The 25434-nt window shown below is 43.5% G+C and carries 19 protein-coding genes; 10 read left to right on the plus strand and 9 right to left on the minus strand.

Annotated elements, in window-relative coordinates; genetic code table 11:
- Nucleotides 1-170 precede the first annotated feature (170 nt).
- On the plus strand, nucleotides 171-311 hold the full coding sequence (locus JMX91_RS01035; RefSeq protein ID WP_057759705.1) for an entericidin A/B family lipoprotein: 141 nt from the start codon (nucleotides 171-173) through the stop codon (nucleotides 309-311).
- A 101-nt stretch (nucleotides 312-412) separates the two neighbouring features.
- Here the strand turns inward: JMX91_RS01035 and hemW are convergent, their stop codons facing one another.
- Nucleotides 413-1717 carry a radical SAM family heme chaperone HemW gene (hemW, locus tag JMX91_RS01040; RefSeq protein WP_201547465.1) on the minus strand — a complete coding sequence of 435 codons (1305 nt, stop codon included), beginning with the start codon at nucleotides 1715-1717 and terminating at the stop codon, nucleotides 413-415.
- Between the two features lie 138 nt (nucleotides 1718-1855).
- Nucleotides 1856-3175, minus strand: coding sequence for an RNA-guided endonuclease InsQ/TnpB family protein (locus JMX91_RS01045; protein WP_201547303.1), 1320 nt, complete (start codon nucleotides 3173-3175; stop codon nucleotides 1856-1858).
- Nucleotides 3176-3249: 74 nt separating this feature from the next.
- On the opposite strand from JMX91_RS01045, the gene tnpA reads away from it, so the two are divergent.
- The 5 genes from tnpA (at nucleotide 3250) to accC (ending at nucleotide 8210) form a co-directional block, all read left to right on the plus strand.
- Nucleotides 3250-3648 carry an IS200/IS605 family transposase gene (gene tnpA, locus JMX91_RS01050; RefSeq protein WP_102092183.1) on the plus strand — a complete coding sequence of 133 codons (399 nt, stop codon included), beginning with the start codon at nucleotides 3250-3252 and terminating at the stop codon, nucleotides 3646-3648.
- Between the two features lie 158 nt (nucleotides 3649-3806).
- On the plus strand, nucleotides 3807-4286 hold the full coding sequence (locus tag JMX91_RS01055; protein ID WP_201547304.1) for an EVE domain-containing protein: 480 nt from the start codon (nucleotides 3807-3809) through the stop codon (nucleotides 4284-4286).
- Between the two features lie 397 nt (nucleotides 4287-4683).
- A complete protein-coding gene (locus JMX91_RS01060; RefSeq protein WP_201547305.1) occupies nucleotides 4684-6051 on the plus strand; it encodes an MATE family efflux transporter in 1368 nt (455 codons plus the stop codon).
- A gap of 240 nt (nucleotides 6052-6291) precedes the next feature.
- Nucleotides 6292-6723, plus strand: a complete 432-nt coding sequence (accB, locus tag JMX91_RS01065) for an acetyl-CoA carboxylase biotin carboxyl carrier protein (protein WP_102092842.1) — start codon at nucleotides 6292-6294, stop codon at nucleotides 6721-6723.
- A 125-nt stretch (nucleotides 6724-6848) separates the two neighbouring features.
- The gene (gene accC, locus JMX91_RS01070; protein WP_057759692.1) at nucleotides 6849-8210 is read left to right on the plus strand and encodes an acetyl-CoA carboxylase biotin carboxylase subunit; all 1362 of its coding nucleotides are present in this window, start codon (nucleotides 6849-6851) and stop codon (nucleotides 8208-8210) included.
- A 128-nt stretch (nucleotides 8211-8338) separates the two neighbouring features.
- Here the strand turns inward: accC and JMX91_RS01075 are convergent, their stop codons facing one another.
- Together JMX91_RS01075 and leuA are read right to left on the minus strand one after the other, a co-directional pair.
- Nucleotides 8339-8974, minus strand: coding sequence for a hypothetical protein (locus tag JMX91_RS01075; RefSeq protein WP_201547306.1), 636 nt, complete (start codon nucleotides 8972-8974; stop codon nucleotides 8339-8341).
- A gap of 217 nt (nucleotides 8975-9191) precedes the next feature.
- On the minus strand, nucleotides 9192-10976 hold the full coding sequence (gene leuA, locus JMX91_RS01080) for a 2-isopropylmalate synthase (RefSeq protein ID WP_201547307.1): 1785 nt from the start codon (nucleotides 10974-10976) through the stop codon (nucleotides 9192-9194).
- Between the two features lie 221 nt (nucleotides 10977-11197).
- Between leuA and JMX91_RS01085 the strand changes: the two genes are divergently transcribed.
- Nucleotides 11198-11686, plus strand: coding sequence for an Lrp/AsnC family transcriptional regulator (locus JMX91_RS01085; protein ID WP_201547308.1), 489 nt, complete (start codon nucleotides 11198-11200; stop codon nucleotides 11684-11686).
- Between the two features lie 5 nt (nucleotides 11687-11691).
- Here the strand turns inward: JMX91_RS01085 and JMX91_RS01090 are convergent, their stop codons facing one another.
- From JMX91_RS01090 to JMX91_RS01110, 5 genes are all read right to left on the minus strand, one after another.
- A complete protein-coding gene (locus JMX91_RS01090; RefSeq protein WP_201547309.1) occupies nucleotides 11692-12948 on the minus strand; it encodes a YbfB/YjiJ family MFS transporter in 1257 nt (418 codons plus the stop codon).
- Between the two features lie 128 nt (nucleotides 12949-13076).
- Nucleotides 13077-14420, minus strand: coding sequence for an ABC1 kinase family protein (locus tag JMX91_RS01095; RefSeq protein ID WP_201547310.1), 1344 nt, complete (start codon nucleotides 14418-14420; stop codon nucleotides 13077-13079).
- 170 nt (nucleotides 14421-14590) lie between these two features.
- On the minus strand, nucleotides 14591-15394 hold the full coding sequence (locus JMX91_RS01100) for a HesA/MoeB/ThiF family protein (RefSeq protein WP_413786761.1): 804 nt from the start codon (nucleotides 15392-15394) through the stop codon (nucleotides 14591-14593).
- 47 nt (nucleotides 15395-15441) lie between these two features.
- Nucleotides 15442-16314: a peptide chain release factor N(5)-glutamine methyltransferase gene (gene prmC / locus JMX91_RS01105; protein ID WP_201547312.1), complete on the minus strand. Its 873-nt coding sequence runs from the start codon at nucleotides 16312-16314 to the stop codon at nucleotides 15442-15444.
- Nucleotides 16315-16364: 50 nt separating this feature from the next.
- On the minus strand, nucleotides 16365-18281 hold the full coding sequence (locus tag JMX91_RS01110; RefSeq protein ID WP_201547313.1) for an AmpG family muropeptide MFS transporter: 1917 nt from the start codon (nucleotides 18279-18281) through the stop codon (nucleotides 16365-16367).
- Nucleotides 18282-19061: 780 nt separating this feature from the next.
- Between JMX91_RS01110 and katG the strand changes: the two genes are divergently transcribed.
- The 3 genes from katG to JMX91_RS01125 all read left to right on the plus strand — a co-directional run bounded on the left by katG (nucleotide 19062) and on the right by JMX91_RS01125 (nucleotide 25215).
- Entirely contained in the window at nucleotides 19062-21245 is a 2184-nt protein-coding gene (gene katG / locus JMX91_RS01115; RefSeq protein WP_201547466.1) for a catalase/peroxidase HPI, read from the plus strand.
- Nucleotides 21246-21606: 361 nt separating this feature from the next.
- The gene (locus tag JMX91_RS01120; protein WP_057759664.1) at nucleotides 21607-22536 is read left to right on the plus strand and encodes a LysR substrate-binding domain-containing protein; all 930 of its coding nucleotides are present in this window, start codon (nucleotides 21607-21609) and stop codon (nucleotides 22534-22536) included.
- A gap of 204 nt (nucleotides 22537-22740) precedes the next feature.
- The gene (locus JMX91_RS01125; protein WP_201547314.1) at nucleotides 22741-25215 is read left to right on the plus strand and encodes a glucose/quinate/shikimate family membrane-bound PQQ-dependent dehydrogenase; all 2475 of its coding nucleotides are present in this window, start codon (nucleotides 22741-22743) and stop codon (nucleotides 25213-25215) included.
- The last annotated feature ends 219 nt before the right edge of the window (nucleotides 25216-25434 follow it).

Below are 25434 nucleotides of genomic sequence, written 5' to 3' on the forward strand. Positions count from 1 at the left end.
ATTTTGATACTGTGCAGCGTTTTTAACTTTCACTATGATGTCTGTAATGGATAACGCGATAGTATTTATGTATGACTGTCTCATCCAATACCCCTTCAGTGAAGCTTAAGCACACGCTTAGCGTCACTGTTGTTATTTATAACCATTCATTTATCTTTGAGGATACTATTATGAAAAAAGTAATCATCGCATCTTTAACTGCTATGTTCGTTCTAACTGGTTGCAACACGTTCAAAGGCTTTGGCCAAGACGTATCAAGCGCTGGTGATGCTGTAACTGGCGGCGCACAAGAAGTACAAAACAAAATCTAAGGTCTGCTTTTTTTAGATTTTCAAAAGGGCTTATCATTTATTTGATAAGCCTTTTTTGTGTTCTTACTTCACTTCTATTACGCAATTATTCAAAAATAATCTTATAAAAACGCACGTAATATCTGATTGAGATAACGCTGGCCTAATATAGTCGGTTGCAACTGCGTATCGCTATCTACCAACAACCCTTGTTTGACCAGATTGTTCACTTGTTCAGCAATACTATCAAGCGTTAACCCAGTTCTCTTTTCAAACAGTGACCAAGCAACGCCGCCATGTAAGCGTAGTGCGTTTAGCATAAATTCACTCACTAGCTCTTCTTGATCAATCGCTTGCCAGCCAACCATTTTTGGTACGTTTTGAGTGCTCTTGGATTTTTCTGTCTCTATATCTCCTACATAATCTTTTGGCAAACGTGATTTGCTAAAACGATAGATGCCAGATTCTGCTAATAAATCGTTTTCCGATTTATCATTTTCTTTTGACGGTGCGCTACCTCTGTCTGCGTGACAATCAATCGTCACTTTACCATGTGCACCAGCACCTATTGCTAAATAGTCGCCAAACTGCCAATAGTTGATATTATGACGACATGGTTTGTCTGACGCACCTGCCCATGCCGACACCTCATAATTGCTATAACCTAATTGCTTCAATAGCGCTTGCCCTGCTTGTTCAATATCTGCCAAATTGTCTTCATCAGGTAAAATAGGCTGGCTACGGTAAAATACGGTATTTGGCTCAATAGTCAGTTGATACCAAGAGATATGCGTTGCACCAGCATTATGCGCCATTTGGATATCTTCTAGCGCTTCATTCATGGTTTGCTGCGGTAGACCGTGCATCAGGTCGACGTTGACCCGTACAAATCCAGCCGCTTTGGCAGCGCGAATTGCTGATAACGCTTGCACAGGATCATGGATACGCCCCAGTACCTTTAGCTTATCAGCGGCAAAGCTCTGTACACCGATAGACAGACGATTGATACCAACCTCTAAATACTGCGCAAATGGTGCATGCTCAAGCGTGCCAGGATTGGCCTCCATCGTGATTTCAATGTCTTCTGCAAATTCAAAACACGTACGTAAACCAATAAACAGTCGCTGATACTGAGCAATGGGTAGCAAAGACGGCGTACCACCACCAATAAATATCGAACCAATCTCTCGGCCCTGAGTTAAAGGTTGCTGCATCGTGGCATCTAACAGTAACGTATCAACATATTCTTCATACATGGATAGCTCACTGTCCATCGGTAGCTCATGCGAATTAAAATCGCAATAAGGACACTTCTTCACACACCACGGAATGTGAATGTAAAGAGACAATGGAATGTCGATCACGTCTACCGCGATAGTATCCGTCGTTGGTTCAGTAAGACTTAACGTATTCAGGTCGTTCGGCATGCTGTCTGTATTCACTTTGGGCATAAATAGACTTATTTTGTAGTGAGCAATAATGATCGATATCAAAAGTAACGCTAGGTTGACATACTCCCACCACTTTCGCGAAGCTCAAGTGGGGAATTCTAAAAGCAAACGCTCTTAGGCGACTTTCTCACGAAGGTCGCTTGTTTTCTGTTTCAACGGGCGACCTTTACTGCATCCTCCCTTCGCAGATAAAACGGCATGTCCTGCCGCTAATATGTTACGAGCCGCATTAAAATCAGCGTTCGCAACATACCTACATTTGATGCACTCAAATTTTGACTGAGTTTGTCTGTTATCGACAGCAATATGCTGGCATTCAGAGCAGGTTTGGCTAGTGTATCGTGGGTTTACCTTAATCAGTAACCCACCGCGCCATTGCTGCTTGTACTCAAGCATATTGACCATCATGCCCCAGCCTTGATCTAGGATGGATTTATTTAATCCTGACTTGGCTTTGACATGACGACCTTTATTCTCCACCGTACCACTGGCTGATTTCGACATATTGGCGACTTTTAAATCTTCACAAGCAATCATGGCGTGGCTTTTGCTGATGCTGGTGCTGGTGCTGGTGGTGATCTTATGCAAGTAGTCATGTCTGATATTGGCAATGTGGTTGTGGAGTTTTTGAATCTTGCGGTTTTGCTTTTTCCAGTTTTCACTGAATTTTACTTTTTTCGCCAATCCACGTTGCAGTTTGGCAAGTTTGAGTTGATTGGTTTTAAAGCTGTTTTTGGGTTTAATATATTCACCGTTTGAGGTGGTGAGTAGTTTACTGATGCCCACGTCCAAGCCAATAGCGCTTTTAGAGGGGTGACGAGGGTTCTCTGTCAGCTCGTGCTCTGTGCCAAACGACACATACCAGCGACCTGATTTCTTGCTAATGGTGACATTTTTAATCGTGCCAATAATGTCTTGCGATTTTCTAAACTTCACCAAGCCCACGCCATTCGGTAGTTTTACTCGATTGCCCTTAACACGGCAGTATTTATCAAACTGAACTAACCGAATTGAGTCACGCCCATCGGATTTGCGCTTAAATTGTGGCATCAACGGGCGTAGCTGGATTTCTGTGCCATCAGCCAGTTTAAAAAACTTGGGTTTACGAGGTTTCTTTTTATTTTCTTTCAATCTGGCATGTGCTTTAGGATCAAAGAAACGCGACCAAGCCGATGCAAGATCACGTACTTTTTGTTGTAAAGAGACAGCGTTTGAGCTGCTTTTTAAGAACTCGAAATCAGGATTGCTCTTTAGATCCATGATTTTATTAACGAGGTTCGTGGCATTGATAAACTCATCTTTAGCAAACATCTCAAATGAGATCACTAGCATTTGATTCCAAACAAAACGTGCAGAGCCGACAAGATTATTTAGAACAATCTCCTGCTCTGCATTAGGCTCAAGCCTAAATTTATACGCTTTGTTGATTTTCATAAATGCGTTCTTTATTAATGAGTGTGTGTTTGATATTATGCTTATAATACTAGCATTTAAGAGTTTTTATTACAATGAGTGAGATATATAAAAACCGCCATGCTGCCTTTAATCTCCACGTTCATTTGGTTTTTATTACTAAGTACCGAAAAAAAGTTTTAGGTGAGCTGCATCATAAGTATTTCAGTGAGTGTGTCACTGAGGTATGCAAGAGCTTTGATGCTGAGTTAAAAGAATGTAACGGTGGAGCAGATCATATCCACATGCTTATCCAGTACCCGCCCACGGTGCAATTAAGCAAATTGGTTAATAACTTGAAGTCAGTCACCAGTAGACGAATGAGGGGGGATTTTATTGATTTAAGAGCAGCTTATTCCAAGCCTGTGCTTTGGTCACGCTCCTACTTTGCAAGCTCTTGTGGCGGTGCGCCATTAGATATTATTAAGCAATATATTCAGAACCAACGAGGCTAACCAGTGATGCGAAATTCACCTCCACCCTAATGTCAGGTGGAGTCCTCTTTGCTTTTTTAAGATAAACTATTCAAGACAAGTTTGAAAGTGAGTTAATAAAAACCTCGATAATTTTAAGAACGAATTGAAAAATAAATAAAAAATCAAAGGACAGATATATGGCGTATTGGTTAATGAAATCCAACCCTAAATTTTTTGGTATTGAAGATTTGCAGCGCTTGGGCACCGACGGTTGGGACGGCGTTCGTAACTACCGTGCGCGTAACTTTATGCGTGATGATATGAAAGTTGGTGACAAGGTATTCTTTTATCACTCTAGCGCCAAGCCGTCTGGAGTCGCTGGTATCATGACAGTTACTACAGCAGGATATCCTGATCCTACTCAGTTTCACCCTGAGCATCGTCATTATGATCCTATTGCGACTGAAGAGGAACCTCGTTGGTATATGGTCGATCTCACTTTTGAGCAAGCTTTTACAGAGGTGTTACCACTATCAGAGCTAAAATTTTTGCCAACTTTGGAAGATTCGTTATTACTAAGGAAAGGATGTCAGCAATTAACAGTGATTCCATTAGAGCCCAAACATTGGCGAGCAATTATGGACATGGTGGAGACACTTGAGTTGTTGCCGGAGTAAACTTATTAAATCATCTCTGAGCTATTGGCTATTGGCTATTGGCTATTGGCTATTGGCTATGAAATAGAGTACAAAAAACCTAAGATTAATACTTACATAGCGGTGCTAAAGCGTTGACATCATAGTGTGGCTTCTTTACCATCTTACTATGTATATGACCTGTCAATCCACTACTTGGATCGACGGGTTATTTTTATTTTAGTGTCTTTACTTTTATTTTCATACTCTGCCTATCTACTCATGCAACATTATAAGCTTGCTCATATTATTTATCGGAGTATTATCGTCGGCACTACTCTCCTCGCTGCGTCAACCTTAGTCGATTGATAGCAGTGTTTGTTTATTAATAATAACTACCTTAATAACAATTACCGCAAAGAATAAAAAGTTGCTTACCATGGTTTTTCCATTGTCTTTCAAAGATTTTAAAAGCTATAGCTTACGTCTAGGCGTACTTGCCCTCCCTATCTTAATTACTCAGTTTTGCCAAGCCGCACTTGGCGTGGTCGATGCCATCATGGCAGGTCAAGTTTCGGCGCTTGATTTGGCTGCGGTAGCCGTTGGCTCTGGTATTTGGCTGCCGCTGTTTTTATTGGCCACAGGTGTGCTTATCGCAACCACGCCTCTGATTGGTGAAGCGATTGGTCAAGACCAACACGGGCAAGTACCGCATATCACGCAGCAGTCCTTATGGACCGCAGGTGTCATTGGCATTATCGGTTTTATCATTGTCAATTTGGCTCCCAATGTTCTTGGCATTATGGGTGTACCAGAAAACATTCAGCCGATAGCGACACAGTATTTACATGGTGTCTCATTTGGTTTCCCAGCGCTCGCTGTATATGCCGTTCTACGCAGTTATTGTGAGGCATTGGGTCGCCCTGAACCTGTGACTGTCATTAGCATCATTGGCCTGCTTGCAGATATTCCTTTGAACTATATCTTTATTCATGGGTTATTTGGCATGCCAGAAATGGGCGGTGCAGGCTGCGGGGTGGCGACAGCATTGGTGTTATGGATAAATGTCCTATTGCTTGCAGCCTATACTAGCTTTACAAAGCGCCGCGAATTTGTGAGTACGCGATTTTTTTATGGCTTCTCTAGCCCCAATCGTACACAGATCAAAAAACTGCTGAAACTCGGTATCCCTATTGGCATCTCTATTTTCTTTGAAGCCAGTTTATTTAGCTTAGGCGCACTCGTCATTAGCCCATTGGGCGAGCTAGCAATAGCATCGCATCAAGTGGCACTGTCAGTGACCTCACAGCTATTTATGATACCGATATCGGTCGCCATGGCGCTCACTATCATGGTCTCCAATCGATTTGGCCAAAAAAACCTATTAGCACTGCGCCAAGTGCAAGCTACTGGACTGGTATGGACCGTATTGATCGCTTTGACCTGTATGCTTGGAATATGGCTATTCAGACCAGAACTGGCAGCAGCATTTACGGATAACCCAGAGGTCAGAGCCCAGTCTATGCATTTGCTTATCTTTGCACTCGCCTATCAGTTATTTGATGGCTGGCAGGTTAACGTCGCTGGTATATTGCGCGGCATGCAAGACACTACCATACCGATGTGGGTAACGCTCTTCTGCTATTGGTTAGTTGCCCTACCACTTGGCGTCTATCTAGTGCGTTTTACTGACGTTGGTGCACAAGGGTTTTGGATGGCGTTGATTACAGGTTTGTTCTTATCATCTATTTTACTTACTTTGCGTCTACGCTATCAGCAAAAACGCTTAACTGTGCTATGGGGTTAAGCCAATTGCTTATGGATTGAATTTTATAATCATTATTAGCGTCATTTGATCATACAGACTATGAAAAATCGTGGATATTTTCTTGCTAAAGAGATGGCTTACGTCAAAATATGTAAAAATTCTCAGTTAACAACTGTACATTGATTGCTCATTGCCCTGAATCTAGGTATCATTAGCAATTAATTAGACAATATTTAGTTACACTATTTCTCGAATTTAGTACAAGGCCAGATAAAAACTATGGATATTGAAAAAATACGCACCCTCATCGCCCTTATGGAAGAAAGTGAACTGGTTAATTTAGAAATCAGTTCTGACGACGAGCATATCAGCTTAACTCGTCACTATGACGCGCCTGCGCCAACTATGATGGCTGCCCCAGCTGCGAGCGCTGCTCCTGCTGCCGCTGTCGAAGGCAAACCTGCAGAAAAAGCGGGTAGCGTTGAGTCTTCACCAATGGTTGGTGTTTTCTATTCAGCACCAAGCCCTAATGACCCACCATTTGTGAAAGTCGGTCAAAAAGTTCAGGCAGGTGATACTTTAGGTATTATCGAAGCTATGAAAATCATGAACCCGCTTGAAGCGACTCAAAGTGGTATTGTTGACGAAATCTTGGTAGATAACTCTGAAGTCGTACAGTTCGGTCAACCTGTCATACGCTACAAAGCGTAACGATATTTGCCATACTTTATTTCATTATGGCTGACTTTTGGTATATATACCGCGTCAATGCTAAACAACCTGATGCTATGTATCGAAACTCAGTCAATGACTGACGCTTCGACAAGGATGAACCCATGATAAAAAAATTGCTCATTGCCAACAGAGGTGAAATTGCCCTGCGCATCGTCCGCGCTTGTAAAGCGCTAGGTATCGAAACGGTAGGTGTCTACTCTACTGCGGATGCCAACTTGATGCACTTGCGCTTTGTTGATGAGGCAATTTGTATTGGCAAGCCTAATGCTAACCAAAGCTACCTTGATATCAATACCATCTTAACTGCTGCTGAAATCACTGGTGCAGATGCTATCCATCCTGGTTATGGCTTTTTGTCTGAGAATGCTGAATTTGCTGAACAAGTAGAAGAAGCAGGATTGACCTTCGTTGGTCCTAATGCTGATCATATTCGCCTTATGGGCAACAAAGTTTCTGCCATCAACGCTATGAAAAAAGCTGGCGTACCAACTGTACCTGGTTCAGTTGGCGCTGTGACCCTGCATAATGCTGAAGAGCAAGCCCGCAATATCGGTTTCCCACTATTGATTAAAGCGGCTTCTGGCGGCGGTGGACGCGGTATGCGTGTGGTTGAACGCTTTGACGAATTAATTGGTCAGGTACAAGCGGCCAAACAAGAAGCTGAGCTTTGGTTCGGTGACGACACTGTCTATATGGAGCGCTATCTGCAAAACCCGCGCCACGTAGAAGTACAGGTACTAGGCGATGGTAATGGTAATGCTATCCATCTATATGATCGTGATTGCTCATTGCAGCGTCGCCATCAAAAAGTTCTAGAAGAAGCACCTGCCCCAGACATCCCAGATGATGTACGTGAGCCAATCTTAAAGGCGTGTGTAAAAGCGTGCGAGCTTGTTAAGTATCGCGGTGCTGGTACGTTTGAATTTTTGTTTGAAAATAACGAGTTTTTCTTTATTGAAATGAACACTCGTGTACAGGTTGAGCATCCAGTGACTGAGATGATTACTGGTATTGATGTTGTGGTCGAGCAGCTCAAAATCGCAGCTGGTTACGGTCTGTCTTATCGCCAAAGCGAGATTGAGATCCAAGGTCATGCGATCGAATGTCGTATTAATGCCGAAGATGCAGCAACTTTTGTACCTTGCCCAGGCACTATCAGTCAATTGTTCACGCCAAGTGGTTCTGGCATTCGCTTTGACTCTCATCTATACCCTGGCTATGAGATACCGACCTATTACGATTCATTGATTGGTAAGCTTATCTGTCATGGTCAAACTCGTCAGCAAGCCATTGCTAAGACAGTACATGCCCTTGATGAGCTGATTATCGAAGGTATCAAAACCAATATTCCTTTACATCGTGATGTGATTTTGGCGGATGATAACTTTACTCGTGAAGCGCAAAATATTCACTATCTCGAAAGAGAGCTGCTGACTGCGAATAAAGCTAAAAAAGACTCGTAGGCTAAAATACTTATAGAGTTCGCTAAGTTTAATTAAAACAGCACATAAAAAACCGCTATCAATATAGCGGTTTTTTTATGTCATCAATAAGCTGTCAATCATACGTAAAGTACAACGAGCATATCTGATTACGGCAACACTCTATTGAAGTTCATAAAGCATTCGTTACCATCAGGGTCAGCGCACCATTGCATCTGGTTGCCATCATGATTGATAAATGCAATTAACGCTTCATCAGTCTGGTCGATCTGATTGCCTGAGCAATCCACTTCATTATTATCATAAACAGTCTTGATCGCAATAACTGGCAGCCCTTCTTCACGGTGAGTGACTAGATAGCGGCCGTATGTCCACTCTTTGCCACTAACAGACCACATCTCATTATCCGCACTAAAGTTATATAGCTCGCGGCACTGGTTAGACTGACCAACTGACGCAAGTAAGTTCTTACTAGTCGTTGGTTGAATGTTTAGAACCCGCTCTTCACTTTGAGTCAGTACGCCGCCATCCATGCCCGTCATCACCTTAGGCTCTACACTGCTAGGTTGTTGCGCACTATTTGATACTGACTGATTAGCTTCCGCTTCCTTGGTCGTCATGGCTTGAGTAGAATGAGCGCTACTGTCCAAGTCTATTTCCCACTGTCCAGCAATGGCTGGACTAATATGAGTGGTGATGGTCGGCTTGGTAATAGCCTCACCGTTTGCAGGCAATGAAGCCAAAATAGATGCCAGTGTGAATGAAGCAAATGAGATAGGTTCCATAATTAACCTTTTATTTATAATATTTTAATATACACATTAGCGTAAGTCTTAGACACCAAAAACACAAGTAACATTATGCTATTGCTCATAAATCTATAGTCGGAATTTCATAGGTATTTATAGCAAAAAATAACGCCATCGCTTTACTTGCTAGAGACAAGGAGCGATGGCGTTATTAGCATACAGAATTTTGCGTGGTATCAATGACTACTTAACACTAAGCAGCTTCTGTATTTAGCGCTTGAGCAAAAGCTGACAACGCCCCTTTTAGCATGGCTGACACCGTACTGCTGCAAGTACCGATGCCTGAATACACTTCACCATCAACATTTAACTGAATGTAAGCAGCAGCGTTGGCATTGGTTTTGTTATCACTATTGGTATCATCATCGATACCATTACCGCTGTTATGATGCGGGTTAATCGCGTGCTCTGCATAGTTAATAATGTGTAGTGATTTGCCCGTATGCTGTGCAAGTCCGTCAATAAACGATGATAATGGACCGTTACCTGTGCCATCAATATTAATGGTATCGCTATTCATCTGCACCTGACCACTAAAGTAAACCGCGCCGCCTTTATTGTTGACGCTATAGTCTAGTAGTTCAAACTTACCCTGCTGCAAGTAAGTATCTTCAAAGGTCTGTAGGATTTCGTCATTTTGCAGCTCGCGTGCTGCCGCTTCAGCTTGTTTTTGTACCACACGACTAAAGTCAATTTGCATCCAACGTGGTAGATTAAAACCGTAGTTACGCTGCAAGATATATGCGACGCCACCTTTGCCTGACTGGCTATTGATACGTACCACGTCTTGGTAGCTACGGCCAATATGCGCAGGATCAATGGGTAGATAAGCCACGTCCCAGACATTGGCTGTTTTGCTCTGATTGCTTTCATTGTAGTCGAGAGATTTTTTGATAGCATCTTGATGTGAGCCACTAAATGCCGTAAAGACCAACTCGCCTACATAAGGATGACGTGGGTGCAATGGTAAGTTATTGCATTCGCTCACCACCTGTACGATTTCACTCATATTGCTAAAATCAAGCTCAGGATCGATACCTTGGCTAAACAAGTTCATGGCCATGACCATGATATCCATGTTACCTGTACGCTCACCGTTACCAAGCAATGTGCCTTCGATACGATCGGCACCTGCAAGCACACCCAACTCAGCTGCTGCTACGGCACAACCACGGTCATTATGAGTATGCAAGCTAACAATAACATGCTCACGCTGCGCTAGATGACGGCAGAAGTACTCTACTTGATCAGCAAAGACATTAGGCATAGATGCTTCGACCGTCGCTGGCAAGTTAAAGATAACTTCCTGACCCTGCTGTGGTTGCCATACGTCACACACTGCATCGCAAACCTCTACGGCATATTCAGTTTCTGTCTGGCTAAAACTCTCTGGCGAGTATTGAAATACCCAATCTGTCTCAGGGTATTTTGCTGCATATTCTTGTAATAGCTTAGCGCCTGCAATAGCAATCTCTTTGATTTCAGCTTTATCTTTGCCATAGACTTTTTCGCGTTGTACACGGCTGGTTGAGTTATAGACATGGACAACCGCACGTTTTGCACCTTTTAATGATTCAAAAGTACGGGCAATCAAATGCTCGCGCGCTTGTACCAATACTTGTAGCGTTACATCTTCAGGTACGTGGTTTTCTTCGATAAGCTTACGCGCAAAGTCAAACTCTACCTGCGCCGCTGACGGAAAACCAATCTCAATCTCTTTAAAACCAACATCTACTAAAGTCTTAAAGAAACGCATTTTTTGTTCAATGGTCATCGGATCAATCAGTGCTTGGTTACCATCACGCAGATCCACACTTGCCCATATCGGTGACTTCTCAATCGTCTTGCTTGGCCAAGTACGATCTGGCAGCGATGGCGCAAATGCAAATGGACGGTATTTACGGAAGTCAAAAGCGGCACTTTTTGGTGTAATCTTTGCAGTCCCTGTGGCTGCAGTGTGCGTGGCTTGGTCAGACATAATCAATCCTTAGATGATATGGTTGTTTATATATTTAGCTAGGCGATTAGCTGTTGATTAGATCAGTATTTATCATACGAGATAACTAGTGTTCATACCATAATAATATCAAAGTTTAACAGAGAGAAACCTGCTTTCTTTTACTTTATTTTCTGTTATTTTAGTGGAAAAACACAATTTAGACATTATAATCGAATAAATTCACTATTAAGGCTTAAGAAATGCCAGATAATCATATTGATAGTATAGGGACTGCAGATATAGACGAGACAGATAGACAGTTGCTGCGCTTATTGCAAACGCAGGCGCGCATGAGTATTACTGAACTTGCTGAACGCGTCAACCTGTCTGCCACCCCTTGCGCACGTCGTATCAAACGCCTAGAAGATGCGAACATTATCACCGGCTACCATACCAAAACCGATGCGCAAAAACTTGGCTATCCGCTAGCCGTGTTTATCGCTATTAGTATGGATCGACATACAGCAGAACGTTTCGAGCAGTTTGAACGCAAAGTCCAAAGCTTTGAGGAAGTCATTAGCTGTAGTATTGTCACAGGACGCACGGAAGACTATCTGATTAAGGTTAGGGTACGTGATATGACACATTACGAAGAATTTTTATTACATCGCCTTAATCGTATTGAAGGCGTAGCCCAAGTTCATACCAGTTTTGAATTACGAGAAGTATTTAGTCGTAGTGTGGTTTAGACGATCTAAGCGGTCGTTGGCGACTGTCGACGAAACCATACCAATAGTACAAATCCAATCATTAATCCAATAGCAGCGACAAGTAACCCTGCATTGAAATTACTATCTTGCCCTGCCAGTGCCACTGTTACCAAGGGTCCTAAAAACTGACCCAATGCATAAGCCAACGTTGCCAAAGCAATCAGTAAATTAGAATAGGCAGGATTGATGTTTTTAAATAAAGTCAGTGTCATCGATACCATACCGACGAAGGTCAATCCTAAAATCGCAGCATTGCCATACAATCCAAGTGCACCATCAAACCATATCGGCAAGCACATGCCAAATGCTTGCAATACTGTTAGCCCCATTAAGGTTTTTATCTCACCGATACGTTTAGCAAGCGCGCCCCATAGGGGGTTTGACAACATCGCAAAAATACCAACGACCAACCAAATCATGAGTCCAGCATACGTCTGTGTCGTTAGACGCTGCGCTGCCATGACGGGCAAAAAAGTTGCTGAACTGATATAACCAAACCCTGCCAGTACGTAGCTGACGAAAAGTAAAGTAAGCGCTTTATGGTGCCCAGAGATGGCTTCATATAAGGAGCGTTTAAAGTTTAAATAGGTCTGGTGCACTGACACGTGCTGTTTGGCATCAATCTGCTGTGAATCAACAGCTTGTACTTGTCTTGGCTTTATCGTATAAAGTAGCCACACAAGCGGTAAACTGGTGACACCTGCGACCAGCCAAATTACATCGAAGTGATAGCCTAATTTTAATAGCCACCACGTTACGATGGCAGAGGCGCTGATGCCGACACCAATACCTGCATAGTGGACTGCTGATAATACAGAACGGCGCTCAGGGCTAAGGGTTTGAATCACGAAAGATGAGCTCAATATCATCGCTACGCCACTTGCAATGCCTGCGATTAAGCGAATGATATACCATAGAGTTAACGACATATCAGGCACAACAAGCAGCATCGTTGTAATAACACTAATAATCGCCCACAGCGTCATCGTCTGCCATGTCAAGCGCTGAGGTACAAACATGGCTATAAGAGCGCCAATAAAGTAACCGATATAATTGATTGATGCCAGCCAGCCTGCAATCGTCGTTGATAGCGACAATTGCACCATAATATCAGGTAAGGTGGCGGTAAACAGAAAGCGTCCATAACCCATAACGACTGCCATGCAGTACATACCGATACAGGCAATGGCAGCTTCGTTGGTAATCGTCGGGACCATACGGCTTTTAAAAGCAGTCATCATGACAGCGCCATTTTTGTGGTAATTAGCACACAATCCTTTGTGTTAGACAGTCAAAAGCAGTAATAAATAAACGCAGAAATAGAAAAGTTATTAGATATATTAGGCCAGCATAAATTTATTAGCGAAAACTATAATACGTCTAACGTTGGCGTCTCTACCGTATCCTGTCCTAGCATTTGTACCCGCTGATCGCTAAACATATCCATATCTGGAGCTAGCGTACGCATAAACCGATCAAAATACAACATCTGTTTGGTCAATAGAGCAAAGTCGCGTGGGAAATGGATGCCATGACGTTTACCAACTTCGACAATCTCAAGCATCATTTTATTAAGCTCATCGGCTTGTTCTTTACTATTAAACGGCACACCGCTGGTAAAGGTTTTATCTTCTGCCATGATGGTTGTCATCATCCGTTGCAAGTCATCCCCTAATGCAGCCACATCGACTTTATTGCCACCATGCGTCATTTCCATGTCAATCATATGGCGCGCCATGGCTTGATAGTCACTGTCTTGCATGGCTTGCATCATGCCCATACATGCACGCCAGCTCTCAGCTTTGAGCTTGCCGACAATACCAAAATCCAAAAATCCAATACGACCATCAGTCAATAGCATCAAATTACCAGCGTGTAAATCCGCATGGAAACTATTGCATAACATAAGACTGGCAAACCATGTGTTCAAAGTGTCTGCCATGACTTGAGCAGGATCTGCACAGTATTGGCGCATGAGCGACTCATCGACCATAGAAACGCCATATAGGCGGCTCATCGTTAGCACACGCTTGGTAGTCAGCTCTTCATAGACAGTTGGTGCAACGACACGAGTATTACCTGATACCGCTAAGAACTGCTGGAAATCGCGGATGTTCTGCGCTTCAGCGATAAAGTCAGTCTCGGCAAGCATACGCAGACGAATCTCATCAATAATCGGTGCAATACTCGCAAACTTCATCGATGGCATTAGTATTTCAAGTAGCTTAGTTACGCCATGCAATACACCCAAGTCGGTCTGCATAATGGTCTCGACGCCAGGCTTTTGTACCTTCAGCACCACTTCATCACCATTGTGCAACCGTGCTGCATGCACTTGAGCGATAGAAGCTGATGCTAGCGGCTCTGAGTCAATATGCGCAAACGTATCATCAAGCGTCCTGCCATCAGTCGACAGCTCCTCTTTTAGCACTTGCTCGATATAAGCATAAGACAATGGCGTGGTCTGATCCAAGCAGCTCTGAAAAGCCTTGACATAATCACGTGGAAACAATGACGGTGTACTGGCGATAAATTGACCGATTTTGATATAAGTTGTGCCTAACTGCTCAAAGGTTTCTTTGAGTAGCATCGCGTCAGGTTTCTCACCTTTTGCCACTCTTAGCGCAGACAGACCTGCCACACTCGCTGTTTGGCGAACACGGTTCATGACATTAAAAGTATGCTTTAATAAATGCGGACGATGAATTTTCATAAAAAACAACTATGGTAATAAGAAGGAGGTTTGAAGATAGGCAATACAATATAAAAACGCGTTAAAATAAGATTATTCAGTTATAGTCGGTTAAAGATAATTTGGATACAAGGAAGGCGAGCGAAAGTACTACCAGTCGTAGACTAAGCAAGCCTGACACTGTATCCAATTTATAGAGGATTGACTATAGGACTGCTACAGACAGGACACTGCGGGTCTTTTCGATAGCCCATTAGTCGCTGCTGCATCTGACTACCATCCCATATGAGCAGTTTGTTTGTCAGTGGATTTTTGGTTAATCCTAAGTATTGCAGTGCAGCATTGGCTTGTAGGTTACCCATGATGGCAGTGGTACTGGCTAGCACTCCTGAATTGGCACACGTACGTTCGTCAGCGGCTTCATCAGGTACTACTGAGCCGAACACGCAGTGATAACAACCTGTATCGAGCTGAGGTTCAAACAGTGCTAGCTGTCCTTGCATCGCAATCGCTGAGGCGGATAATAGTGGGATTTGGTAGCGTACACTAATACGATTGATGATGTCGCGCGTGGCAAAATTATCCGTACAGTCTAAGAGTAAGTCAGGCTTGCCTGCTGCCATATCGAGCAATTCATAAGCGTTGTCTTCATCTAATCGTGCGACTGTGCCGCGAGCCTTTATCAAGGGATTGATGCGCTCTAATATGTGCGCTGCGGTCAGTGCTTTAGACTGACCAACATCTTCTGGCAAAAACAGCGTTTGCCGTTGCAAGTTACTCGCCTCAATCTCGTCATCATCAATCAGATGAACGTGACCCACCCCAGCACGCACCAATGTCTCAGACGCAGGACAGCCTAGGCCACCTGCCCCTATTATGACCACACGTGCTGTCTTTAATCGCAGCTGAGCATCCATATCCCAACCGTCTAATAATACTTGCCGAGCATAACGGAGCAGCTCATCATCCGATAGCTGTACCATCTCTTCTACCATATTCATCTACAACCTATAATCAAAGAAATCTACTACCAAAAAACTATCTATTGAACTTGCCCTAGCGTGACTCGATCATTACCACCGTAATCTTTTACGGTATGTACTGATTCAAAACCACTATCTAAAAACAACTGACGAACAGCATCACCTTGATCGTAGCCATGTTCAATGGCCAATAATCCACCTGTACAGAGATATGTCGTTGCTTGTTGGACGATATGCTCAATATCAGCCAAACCCTGATTGGGTGCACTAAGCGCACTAATCGGTTCAGCTGTTAGACCCGTCAAATGCTCGTCTGTCTCGTCAATATAAGGAGGGTTTGACACAATCACGTCAAACTGCCGTTCATTATCAGTAGGTAGCGCTTGATACCAACTGCTTTGGACAAACTCAATATTGGCAACGTTATTGCTCACGGCATTGTGCTGAGCAACTTTAAGCGCCTCTGACGATAAATCGACTGCCACGACTTGCCAATTAGCTTTCTTAAGTTCATGGGCAAGACTGATAGCGATACAACCTGACCCTGTCCCCAAGTCTAGCAATCGCTTATTACTAAGTTGCGCTGGCTGAGCGTTTATCCAGTTTAACACCTGCTCGACCAGCACCTCGGTATCGGGCCGAGGAATCAAGGTATGCTCGTTTACCTTAAAGCTAAGCGACCAAAACTCCTGCTGTCCGGTTAGATACGCAAGCGGTATGCCTTGCTGCATTTTTGCCACACCATCATTGAACCGTGCGACCTCACTATCAATTAGCTGGTAATCTTCATCAGTCATCAACGCTATCGCAGGCTTATCAATGACATGCAACAACCAATCCGTTAGCCAAAACGACGGCAGCTGATTATTTGATTCACCATTCGTCAGTTGTTGAATCTGCTGCTTGATTTGACGAATGGTCGATATGGTCATAGATAGCTCTTAAAAAACAGTGAATGTATAAAGGTAAAATACTGCTTAGCCTACTCTGATGCGCGTGGTGGCTCTTTGGTATCGGTCAGGTTAGGGTTGGTTTTGCTTAGTTTGTCACCTATTCCATTACCATCGCTACCATCATTATTGTCATCGCCATAAATATCATCGTTATCACCAATGACAATATGTCTATCGACAAAGTAGATCAGTGCCAGAATTGGAATACCAATAGCAAAGGTAAAGATAAAGAAAAACGGATAACCCATATTATCGACGATAGCACCTGAGTACCCACCCATCACTTTTGGTATCAGGGTCATCAATGAGGAAAAAATCGCATACTGTACAGCAGTAAAGCGAATCGATGTCAGTGCTGATAAGAAAGCGATGAATACAGCACTTGCAAGGCCCGCAGCCAAGTTGTCAAATATCACTGCCATATACATGATTGGCAAGCTACCTGGGTTATATGTCAATACCACAAACAACAGGTTGGTCGCACACGCCAAGATCGCACCAATCATCATGGCATGCATGATACGGAAACGCTGAGCCAAAATCCCGCCCAAAAAACCGCCTGCAATTGCCATAATCACACCCACCAGTTTTACAGCATTGGCGATATCAGTTTTGCTAAAGCCCATGTCTTGATAAAAGACATTGGAGATCACGCCTGCTACGATATCTGAGATACGGTATAGACCAATCAATGCCAATAGCAGCAGGGCTTTTTTGCCATAACGTCGGAAAAAGTCTAAAACAGGCTCGATCCATGTTGCCATGGCCACTTCTTTTTTCACCAGTCCTACTTGTACCAGTGCATAACCTGCTGCCATCGCCGCGCCTAGGCTTACTAATAAGTGCAAGGTTTCTACAAAGAAACTAGAGAACGCGCCTTCGAACTCGGGTAAGACTTGCCCCATCAATATATAAGCAGCGATAAAGGCAATCACTGAAAATACAAACAACGCTACCAGTCTGACGTAATCTTCACGAGTTTCAGCGACCAACGGTGCTTTGTTAATGATTTTTGGTTGGTTAATAATAAAGTACAGTAGTAACAATGGCGCGCATGCGACCAATGCTAAAAAGTAAAATTTAATCGCTGGCATTACCATTAGTGGTATCAAGGCCACTGTGCTATCAAATATTGTATTGATCAAAATATTAATCAGGTAAATAACACCAAACAGTAGGCCTGGGATAAGCAGTAACGCTGAATAAATCAGGAATACTTTTAAGTTACCCTTTTGCTTTTTACTTTGCAGGGTTTCAGCGGTTGGCTCATAACTGGCAAACGTTGTTAATACCCCCAAGGTCATGACTCCTGCCATAATGTAATAGGTGTTGCGCCATGCTTCATAACTATAAAACGTCTCATTTGAGCCAAAATAATCAGCCAAATATAACGCGCCTGCCCCTGCGACAATCATACCGATACGGTAGCCTGACACGTAGATAGAGGACAGAATAGACTGCATAGACGGCGGCGCAAGCTCAATACGGTACGCATCAATCACGATATCTTGTGTCGCAGAAGAGAACCCAAGCAACACGGCCGCGCCTGCCATATAAACCAAGACATCTTCGCTAACAGGGTTTACCCTTGCCATCAAAAAGATTGCCAGCACGATAAGCAGCTGTGATACCACCATCCAACTACGACGACGCCCTAGCCACTTGGTCAAAAACGGCACAGGGAGCGCATCAATCAATGGCGCCCAAATAAATTTGAACGAATACCCCAATGCCGCCCAGCTGAACATAGTGACGACACTACGATCAATACCTGCTTCTCTCAGCCATAGCGATAGACTTGAGAAAATCAGCAGAATGGGTATACCCGCTGAGAACCCCAAAAACAGCATAATAATGACACGAGGATCGAGATAAGCTTTTGTGGCCTCGCCCCATGACTTTTTGGCAATTGGTTGATTGGGCGGTACAGATTTGACAGCAGACATAATAACTCACCAACAATTCAGACAAAGAACACAACCGCGCACAATTTTTATCAATCTTTAGAATCAGTTATTGACAAAAGGATCGATAAAAATTGCTCTACGTTGCACCAATATTATCATTACAACAAAATCCAGTTATGGTACTTGAGAACCTTTATCTTGACTAGATGTTTTTGCATTAACTTAGCGATTGCAGACCATGTGCAATTGCTTATATTTCTTAATAGTAACGCAAAAAATCGCAGTGTTTTACCAAGGTTATCTTAGCTCTCTTTTTTATTGCTCATTTCTGTTTTGAAAGATGTCTGACAATGACATTATTTATAGGTAATATAAAGGTAGTAGTAAAAATGACGCAGGCTTGATTGGTTAGGTGCACTCTATTGGTTTACTCTTAACTGGCAGTGATAAGCATAGGCGTTAATAACGATTGAGATAAACAAAACATCAAGTCTTTTACGATTGGTAATTTAAAACTTATAATTCTTATATATTAGTTTTATAAATCCACTCAGCTTAGTTATGCTTTGTACATAAACAACGACTACCGAGATTCACGGTTTGTTCTTTCGATTATCACAACCCAGGAGTTATACCATGTCCGACTCAACCAATAACACCACTGACAAAAACACTGCACCAGATTCTGCTCGTTGTCCTGTAGATCACGAAAGCAACAATAATGCGCCTACTAACACAACCTATGATCAGGGTGATGATCAAGGCCCAACGATCCATAGCGAAAACGTTGATAACTCGCACGAGCCTCAGCGTCCTAGCATGGGTGGCTGCCCTGTTATGCATCAAGCTCATACTACTACTGCTTCTGCTGCGACAGATTGGTGGCCAAATGCTCTAAACTTAGACATATTGCATCAGCAAGACAAAAAGACTGACCCAATGGGTGAAGACTTTGATTATGCTGAAGCTTTTAAGCAGCTGGACTTAGAAGCAGTCAAAACTGACTTAAAAAATCTAATGACTGAGTCGCAAGAATGGTGGCCAGCTGACTGGGGACACTATGGTGGTTTGATGATTCGTATGGCATGGCATTCAGCTGGTACGTATCGTCGTTCTGATGGTCGCGGCGGTTCTAATACTGGTAATCAACGTTTTGCGCCATTGAACAGCTGGCCAGATAACGTCAACTTGGACAAAGCACGTCGTCTATTGTGGCCAATTAAGAAAAAATACGGTAATAAATTGTCTTGGGCCGATTTGATGATTTTGGCAGGTAACATGGCTTATGAATCTATGGGCTTTAAAACTCTAGGTTTTGCTGGTGGTCGTGCTGATATCTGGCATCCAGAAAAAGACATCTATTGGGGTTCTGAGCGCGAATGGCTAGCTGCTACCAAAAACCGTTACGACAGTGATGAAGAGCGCGAATCATTAGAAAACCCACTAGCAGCAGTACAAATGGGCTTGATTTATGTCAACCCAGAAGGTGTGGATGGTAACCCTGACCCATTAAAAACCGCTCAAGATATGCGTACTACCTTTGCTCGTATGTCAATGAACGATGAAGAGACGGTCGCTCTAACCGCTGGTGGACATACCGTTGGTAAGTGTCACGGTAATGGTGACGCGACGATACTAGAAGATGAACCAGAAGGCGCTGATATCAAAGAGCAAGGCCTAGGCTGGCGCAACCCTAAAGGCACAGGTAATGCAGGCGATACAGTTTCAAGTGGTATCGAGGGCGCCTGGACTACGAATCCAACTGAGTGGAACTATGAGTACTTTGATTTGTTGTTCAACCATGAATGGGCACTGACCAAAAGTCCAGCGGGTGCATGGCAGTGGGAACCAACTGACATCAAAGAGGAAGATCGTCCGTTAGATGCTCATGATCCAAGTGTACGCCGTAACCCAATCATGACTGATGCCGATATGGCGTTGATTAAAGATCCTATCTATCGTGAGATCTCTGAGAAATTCCACAACAACCCAGAGTACTTTGATGAAGTATTCGCTAGAGCATGGTTCAAACTGACTCACCGCGATTTGGGACCGAAATCTCGTTACCTAGGTGCCGATGTACCAAGCGAAGACTTTGTATGGCAAGACCCTATTCCTACAGGCAACGCGGACTTGACTGCTGATGATATTGCAACGCTAAAAGCACAGATTTTAGACAGTGACCTTAGTCGTCGTGAGTTGATCATTACAGCATGGGATAGCGCTCGTACGTTCCGCGCTTCGGACTATCGCGGCGGTGCCAACGGTGCACGCATCCGTTTAGCCCCACAAAAAGACTGGGCAGGCAACGAGCCAGAACAATTACAACGTGTACTTGAGACATTGACCAGCATTCAGTCTGGCTTTGATAAAGACGTTAGCTTAGCAGACCTTATTGTATTGGCTGGTAACGCTGCGATTGAACAAGCAGCAAACGATGCAGGTGTAGATATTACTGTACCGTTCAATCCAGGTCGCGGCGATGCTGATGCTGAAATGACTGACGCTGAATCTTTCGCTGATTTAGAGCCACTACATGATGGCTATCGTAACTGGATTCAGGGCGACTATGCGGTATCACCAGAAGAGATGCTACTTGATCGTACGCAGTTGATGGGATTGACAGCACCTGAGATGGTCGTATTGCTTGGTGGTATGCGAGTGCTTGATACCAACCATGGTCAAAGCCAACATGGCGTCTTTACTGAACGTGCTGGCGTGCTTACCAACGACTTTTTCGTCAATTTAACAGACATGAACTACACATGGCACCCTGTAAAAGCAGCCGACAATACTGCTAATAGCTACGAAGTACGTGAGCGTGGTACAGGAAACGTCAAATGGCAAGCAAGCCGTGTAGACTTGGTATTTGGCTCTAACTCTATATTACGTGCTTATGCTGAGCTATACGCGCAAGATGATAACTTAGAGAAATTCGTTCGTGACTTCGTCCGTGCTTGGAACAAGGTCATGAATGCAGATCGCTTTGATATTGCAAAATAAGCTGAGTTTGAAGTTGGTCAGTATCGACTAACTAATATTAATAAATAACTTTATAACTAACGAACAGCTATCTTTTAGAAGGTAGCTGTTTTTTTATGCTTAGTTTTTTATGCTTAATAATGACCGTTCTTTATGAATTGTTAGGTCAAATGGCTTCATTGACTAGACAGCGTTTACGGAACGGATAATTTTTTAGCATTGCAAAATACAAATTCTATATTCATAATTATCATAAATTGATAGCTATTTATTATATACAAGAATAATAGCTTTGTTTTACACTACTTTGTTACTGTATGTTCAGACATTTTTACTTTCATATACAGACGAGGTTTGTATATTTATACAATAGGATTAAGTTATGGCAATCGACGTAGTGGTCAACCAACGGCATTTGCAGATTCAGCTCAAACAGCTAGAAACAGTATGGCATACGGTGATTAACGGTTATAACTTAAGCCAAGCGGCGACCGTGCTACATACCAGTCAATCAAGCTTATCAAAGCATATTGCTGCACTAGAAAACCAGTTAAAGACGGAAGTGTTTGTGCGCCAAGGCAAACGTCTGACAGGACTGACCACTATGGGCACAGCGCTTATGCCGCATATCGAGTCTATCTTTGCTGAAATCCGTACCATTGAAAACCTCAGTTTAGATTTTAATAATCCTAATATCGGTACGTTGACGATTGCCACTACTCACACACAAGCGCGTTATGTACTGCCGCAAGTGGTTAAAGAGTTCAAAGATCGTTTCCCTAAAGTAAATTTGATTTTACAACAGGCAGATCCTGAGACCATCGCTCAAATGGTCATCCGTGGTCAAGCCGATATTGGTATCGCCACTGAGTCCTTGCTACATAATAACTATCTTAGATGCTACCGTTACTATGACTGGACGCATCGCGTTATCGTACCGAGTGATCACGAACTGGCTAGCCAAGAGTCTATTGACCTGCCCACACTTGCCAGCTATCCGATTGTTACTTATCACGGTGGTTTTACAGGACGCGGCGCGATTGACAAGACGTTCGACGAAGCAGGATTAGAGCCAGATATCGTACTAGCGGCGCTCGATGCCGATGTGATTAGCACCTATGTCGGTCTGGGCTTAGGTATTGGTATCATCGCAGAAATGGCATTTGAGCCAAGCCATTATCAAAACCTGACGGCCATACCCGTCGATCATTTTGGCCGCTTTACCAGTTGGATGGCGGTACGTGATGATGCAGAAATCCGCCAATATGGTCGTGCGTTCATGGAGCTATGCCAAAAGCAATTTGCAAATTAATGAGCATTTGTTAAATAAAGTATCTCAGACTTGCTCACCCTTACTAGACTGAGCTGTGGATGATAAAATAGGTTCTAGAACGTTATTCAATGTTTCTTTTATATATTATTCACACTTGTATTGATATTTGGTCGAATGAAATTGACTATCGACTAAATATCAATACATATTAACTTGCTCTTTTGTAAACAGGTGATACCGCTCATGGAAAAATTCGTAGCGATCATTATGGCAATTTTTGCCGCCCCTCTACTCATTGGCGGCGCTTATTTATTGTCCTTAGGCGGTAGTCCTTACTACCTTATTGCTGGCGTTATCATACTAACGACAGCTTTTTTATTGTTCAAAAAACACTGGAGTGCTTACGGGTTATATGCGCTATTTATCGTAGCAACCATGGCTTGGGCACTTTGGGAATCTGGGTTCTATTGGTGGGCGCTAGCACCTCGAGTTGGCTTCCCGCTTATATTTGGTTTGCTCATGCTACTGCCATGGGTATCCAACAAAATGCGTGGGCCTAAAACTCAAGTAGCTTCAAATAGCACACCAACTACAAACAATGTTAAGAAAAGCCCTCTGTATTATTGGGGTCTACTCGTAAGCGTAATCGTAGGTGCACTGCTCTCTTTTGGTAGTTTAGCCAACAATGCCACTGACAAACTCGGTGAGCTAGACTTGACTGCTGCAAATGATGACGAGCAAAACGTCAGCTCAGATAAGACCTCAGCCAACCTTGGTGATCCGTTATCAAACGGTCAGCAAACGCCAGATGGTGAGTGGAGTGCGTATGGTCGTACTGATTATGGTCAGCGCTACTCGCCTCTAGATAAAATCAATACCGATAACGTCAAAGATTTAGAATTGGCTTGGCAAATCCAAACAGGTGATGTCAAAGGTCCTGACGATGTCGGCGAGACCACTTACCAGGCAACACCATTAAAAATCGGCAATGGCTTATACCTATGTACCCCTCATAACTGGGTACTAGCGCTAGATGCCGACTCTGGTGAGACACTATGGAAGTTTGATCCTCAAGTAGAGGAAAACTTACAACGCCAGCATCAGACTTGTCGCGGTGTGTCTTATTATGCGGGTCAAGCCACTAGTCCTGTGCAAGTACAAAAAATTGCTGGTAATACCTTTGAAAACGCATCTAAGCAATGTGATGCCAAGATATTTATTCCAACTTCTGATGCGAAACTATATGCACTCGATCCAAATACTGGGCAACGCTGCCAAGACTTTGGGGATGATGGTGCATTAGACTTGATGCATAACATGCCGTTCAATCAAGCAGGTTACTATTATTCTACGTCACCACCAGTTATCGCGGGTGATACCATCATCGTCGCTGGTGCTGTCAATGATAACTATGACGTCAACTCGCCTTCTGGTGTGATCCGTGCGTATGATGTCAATACTGGTGAGCTTCTTTGGAACTGGGACTCAGGCGATCCTGATAATACAGCGCCTTTCGATGTCAATGATCCAACCCAAACTTACAAGACCAGCTCACCGAATTCATGGTCAGTCGCTACTGCCGATGAAGAGCTTGGATTGGCATACTTCCCTATGGGTAACCGTACGCCAGATCAGCTAGGTAGCTACCGAAATGCCGCTGAAGAAAAGTACGCAACGTCTGTTGTCGCTCTAGATATCGAGACTGGTGAAGCACGCTGGGTTCAGCAGTTTGTCCATCATGACCTTTGGGACATGGACACGCCTGCTCAGCCAACCTTACTTGATCTAGATACGGCCGATGGTGTACAGCCTGCATTAGTTGTACCAACCAAACAAGGCGATGTATACGTCTTGAACCGCGCAACGGGTGAGCCCATTGTACCGATTAAAGAGCGTCCTGCACCGCAAGGCTATCTCATAGCGGGAGAGCACGCAGCGCCAACTCAGCCTTATTCTGGCTTGAGCTTTGAGCCTGAACCACTGACTGAAAAAGACATGTGGGGTGCCAGTCTCGTTGATCAAATGATGTGCCGTATTGAGTTCAATCAGCTCAACTATGATGGTCGCTATACCCCACCATCAACCAATGGTAGCTTGGTCTATCCTGGTAACTTTGGTACCTTTAACTGGGGCGGTATCGCTGTCGATCCTGAGAATGGCGTGATGTTCGGTATGCCAACATATTTGGCATTTACCTCAAAACTCATTCCTAGAGATACGTTGGGCGATGCAGAGACCAATAAAGGCGAGCAAGGCGTCAATGCCAATGAGGGTGCAGATTACGCAGTAGAATTGGGTCCCTTCTTGTCACCGCTAGGCGTGCCATGTCAGCAGCCACCATGGGGCACGATCGCTGGCGCTGACCTAGCCACAGGTGATATTGCTTATCAACGCAAAAATGGTACGGTACAAGACCTGTCTCCTATTCCTATCAAACTGGAGCTAGGCGTACCTGGTATCGGTGGACCTATCATCACCAAAGGCGGTGTCGCGTTCTTGTCAGCGGCGACAGAAAACAACTTCCGAGCTTATGACTTGAAAAATGGCGACGTACTATGGAATGTCCGTATTCCAGCAGGTGGTCAAGCCACGCCAATGACTTACTTGAACTCTAAAGGTGAGCAAATGGTCGTATTGGTCGCAGGTGGCCATGGTTCAGTTGGAACAACCATTGGTGATTATGTCTTAGCTTATAAGCTTGGTGACCAAGCTAAATAGTGTTGCATTTGGTTCTTAAGATAATGATAAATTAAATAACCATTATCTTATAATCGACTAATTGGAGAAGCAGGTAACCTAGGTTGCCTGCTTTTTTTAATGCCATCCTTTTTTAATGCCATAGTGTAATGCTGCTAAACCCTTTTATGACCTCACTTATGTTTTATTTATCGCTTATTTTGACCAATGACAACCTTTATAAATACACCTTAATAATTA

Origin of the sequence: Psychrobacter sp. Pi2-1 (assembly GCF_904846645.1) — a bacterium.
In the GTDB taxonomy this organism is placed as follows: Bacteria; Pseudomonadota; Gammaproteobacteria; order Pseudomonadales; family Moraxellaceae; genus Psychrobacter.